Annotated in this window: 1 protein-coding gene; it reads right to left on the reverse strand. The window is 64.5% G+C overall.

What is annotated here, in order from left to right; translation table 11 throughout:
* Window positions 1-12: 12 nt before the first annotated feature.
* Window positions 13-2,682, reverse strand: coding sequence for an alanine--tRNA ligase (gene alaS / locus AC1DWF_RS31430; protein WP_476842507.1), 2,670 nt, complete (start codon window positions 2,680-2,682; stop codon window positions 13-15).
* Between the last annotated feature and the right edge of the window lie 69 nt (window positions 2,683-2,751).

The following is a 2,751-nucleotide window of genomic DNA, read 5'->3' on the forward strand; positions in this document are numbered from 1 at the left end:
GGGCCGAGCCGATCAGGCGGCGGCGGCCATCGCTGCCTTGACAGCTGCGACCGCCTCGGCTGCCTTGGTGGCGTCTGGGCCGCCGGCTTGGGCCATGTCGGCACGACCGCCACCGCCCTGGCCGCCGAGGGCGGCGGAGGCCACGCGGACCAGATCGACCGCGCTGAAGCGCTTGGTCAAATCTTCGGTGACGGCGACAACGACGCTCGCCTTGCCGTCATCGCCCGCGCCAACGAACACCACGACGCCCGAACCGAGCGACGCCTTGCCGGAATCGGCGAGCGGCTTGAGGTCCTTGGGCGACACGCCTGAAACCACCTTGCCGAGGAAGCTGACGCYGGCAACCGTTTCGCTCTCTTCGGTGGCGCCGCCGCCATTGGAACCGCCAAGCGCCAGCTTCTTGCGCGCCTCGGTGAGCTCGCGCTCGAGCTTCTTGCGTTCCTCGACAAGCGCCTCGACCCGCGCCAGCACGTCGGCAGGTGCGACCTTGAGCGACGCTGCAACAGCCTTCAGGCGACGATCCTGCTCGTCGAGGTGGCGACGGGCGGCTTCGCCTGTCAGTGCCTCGATGCGGCGCACGCCGGCGGCAACAGCGCTGTCGGAGACGATGCGCACCAGGCCGATATCGCCCGTGGCAGTGACATGCGTGCCACCGCAGAGCTCGACCGAATAAGGCCGATTGGCCTTGGCACCGTGGATACCGGTGCCCATCGAAACGACGCGGACCTCGTCGCCATATTTCTCGCCGAACAGCGCCATCGCACCCTCGGCGATGGCATCGTCGACGCTCATCAGGCGCGTGATGACCGGGCTGTTCTGGACCACGATCTCGTTCGACATGCGCTCGACTTGCTCGAGCTCGTCGGCCGAAATCGGCTTGTTGTGCGAAATGTCGAAGCGCAGCCGTTCGGGCGCCACCAGCGACCCCTTTTGCGCCACATGGGTGCCGAGCACCTCGCGCAGCGCCTCGTGGATGAGGTGGGTCGCCGAGTGGTTTGAACGCAAGCGAGTCCGCCTATTATGGTCAACTTTCAGCTCGACGACGGCACCAGTCTTGAGCTTGCCGCTGGTCACCTTGCCGTAGTGAACGAACAGGCCGTCCGCCTTTTTCTGCGTGTCGGTTACCTCGATGGTGAAGCCCTCGCCCGACATCGTGCCGGTGTCGCCCATCTGGCCGCCCGATTCACCATAGAAAGGCGTCTGGTTGACGATGATGGCAACGGTCTCCCCTGCCACAGCGTTTGCAACCTCGGCACCATCCTTGATGAGCGTCAGGACCACGCCTTCGGCCTGCTCGGTCTCGTAGCCGAGGAATTCGGTGGCGCCGTTCCTGTCCTTGACGCCGAACCAGACCGTCTCGGTTGCGGCTTCGCCGGAACCGGCCCAATTGGCACGKGCCTCGGCCTTCTGGCGCGCCATGGCATCGGTGAAGCCGGCGAGATCGACCGAGATGCTGCGCTGGCGCAATGCGTCCTGCGTCAGGTCGAGCGGGAAGCCATAGGTGTCGTAGAGCTTGAAGGCAGTCTCGCCGTCGAGCATGTCGCCGGCGCCGAGCGTCTCGGTGGCATCGGCGAGCAGGCCGAGGCCCCGCACCAGCGTCTTGCGGAAACGGGTCTCCTCCAGCTTCAGCGTCTCGGTGATGAGCGCCTCACCACGGCCAAGCTCGGGATAGGCCTGAGCCATCTCGCGCACCAGCGCCGGCACCAGCTTCCACATCAACGGTTCGTTGGCGCCGAGCAGCTGCGCGTGGCGCATGGCGCGGCGCATGATGCGACGGAGCACATAGCCGCGTCCTTCGTTCGACGGCAGCACGCCGTCGGCGACGAGGAAGCAGGACGAGCGCAGATGATCCGCGATCACGCGGTACGAGCCGACATTGGTCGCGTCCGGCCCGCGGCCGATCGCCGAGGACGCCGCGTCCATGAGATGGCGGAACAGATCGGTCTCGAAGACTGTCTCGACGCCCTGCAGGATCGAGGCCATGCGCTCGAGCCCCATGCCGGTGTCGATCGACGGCCGCGGCAGGTCGATGCGCTGATCCTTCGTCACCTGCTCGTATTGCATGAAGACGAGGTTCCAGAACTCAAGGAAGCGGTCGCCATCCTCCTCCGGGCTGCCGGGAGGGCCACCCCAGATATGATCGCCGCGATCGATGAAGATCTCCGAGCAAGGGCCGCAAGGACCGGTGTCACCCATTGCCCAGAAATTGTCCGACGTGGCGATGCGGATGATGCGGTCGTCGGAAAAACCGGCGATCTTCTTCCAGTAGCCGGCTGCCTCGTCGTCGGTGTGGTAGACGGTGACGAGCAGCTTGTCCTTATTCAGCCCGTATTCCTTGGTGATCAGGTTCCAGGCGAGCTCGATGGCGTGTTCCTTGAAATAGTCGCCAAACGAGAAATTGCCGAGCATCTCGAAGAAGGTGAGATGGCGGGCGGTATAGCCGACATTGTCGAGATCGTTGTGCTTGCCGCCAGCACGCACGCTCTTCTGGGCGGTCGCGGCGCGCGAATAGGGACGTTTTTCAAGACCGGTGAAGACGTTCTTGAACTGCACCATACCGGCATTGGTGAACATCAAGGTCGGGTCGTTGCGCGGCACGAGCGGACTGGAGGCCACCACCTCGTGCCCGTTCTTCTTGAAGTAGTCGAGAAATGTCGACCGGATCTCGTTCACGCCACTCATATCGCTGCCTTTGATCGCCGCCCTGAACAGATGCACCCCGCCCTTGTCAGGCGGAAATTGGAACTGCCT

Source organism: Aminobacter sp. P4_D5 (genome assembly GCF_056401815.1).